Annotated in this window: 1 protein-coding gene; it reads left to right on the top strand. The window is 67.6% G+C overall.

Annotated elements, in window-relative coordinates; all coding sequences use genetic code 11:
* Positions 1 to 16: 16 nt before the first annotated feature.
* Positions 17 to 901 (top strand): condensation domain-containing protein (locus tag ACFP2T_RS27830; RefSeq protein WP_377426614.1); only part of this gene is annotated, 885 nt, incomplete at its 3' end.

Here is a 901-nt window from a genome sequence, read left to right as displayed (position 1 = left end):
CGAGTCGGTGGTGCAGGTGGCGTTGACGCGTCGGGACCGGCCCGAGATGTTGCCGTTGTCGTTCGCACAGCAGCGACTGTGGTTCCTGAACCGCCTGGAAGAGGCGGGTTCGGGTGCTGGCACGGCGTACAACATGCCGTTGGCACTACGGCTGTCGGGCGAGTTGGATGTGCCCTCGCTGCAAGCCGCGTTGGGGGACGTCGCGGATCGGCACGAGAGTCTGCGTACGGTCTTTCCGCAGTCGGAGGGGGTGGCGTGTCAGCGGGTTGTCGAGGGTGTCGCGGCGCGTCCGCAGTTGGTGGTGGTGGAGGCGACCGAGGATGGTCTGCCGTCGCTGGTGGCGGAGTTCTCCGGTCGTGGGTTCGATCTGAGTGTTGATCTGCCGTGGCGGGTGTGGTTGTTGACCGTGTCGCCGGTGGAGTCGGTGTTGCTGATCGTGGCTCATCACATCGCGGTCGACGGCTGGTCGCTCGACGTGTTGGGTCGGGATCTGGGCGTGGCGTACGCGGCTCGTCGGCAGGGTAGGGCTCCGGGTTGGGAGCCGTTGCCGGTGCAGTACGCGGACTACTCCCTGTGGCAGCGTGAGGTCCTGGGCGACCTCGACGACCCCGACAGCCTGATCAGCGCCCAACTCGGGTACTGGCGGGAAGCGCTGGGTGGTGCACCGCAGGAGTTGACGCTGCCCGTGGATCGGCCCCGTCCGGTGGAGCCCTCATTCCGGGGTCGTTCGGTTCAGCTGGATGTGGGTGCTGACGTCCATGCCGGGTTGGAGCGGGTGGCGCAGCGTGGTCGGGCGACGATGTTCATGGTGGTGCACGCGGCGTTGGCGGTGCTGCTGTCTCGGGTGGGTGCGGGTACGGACATTCCGATGGGTACGCCGATCGCCGGTCGTGGGGACGCG

The organism is Plantactinospora solaniradicis (genome assembly GCF_042658085.1).
GTDB classification, from domain to species: domain Bacteria; phylum Actinomycetota; class Actinomycetes; order Mycobacteriales; family Micromonosporaceae; genus Plantactinospora; species Plantactinospora solaniradicis.
This window is presented reverse-complemented; position numbering and strand designations above follow the sequence as displayed.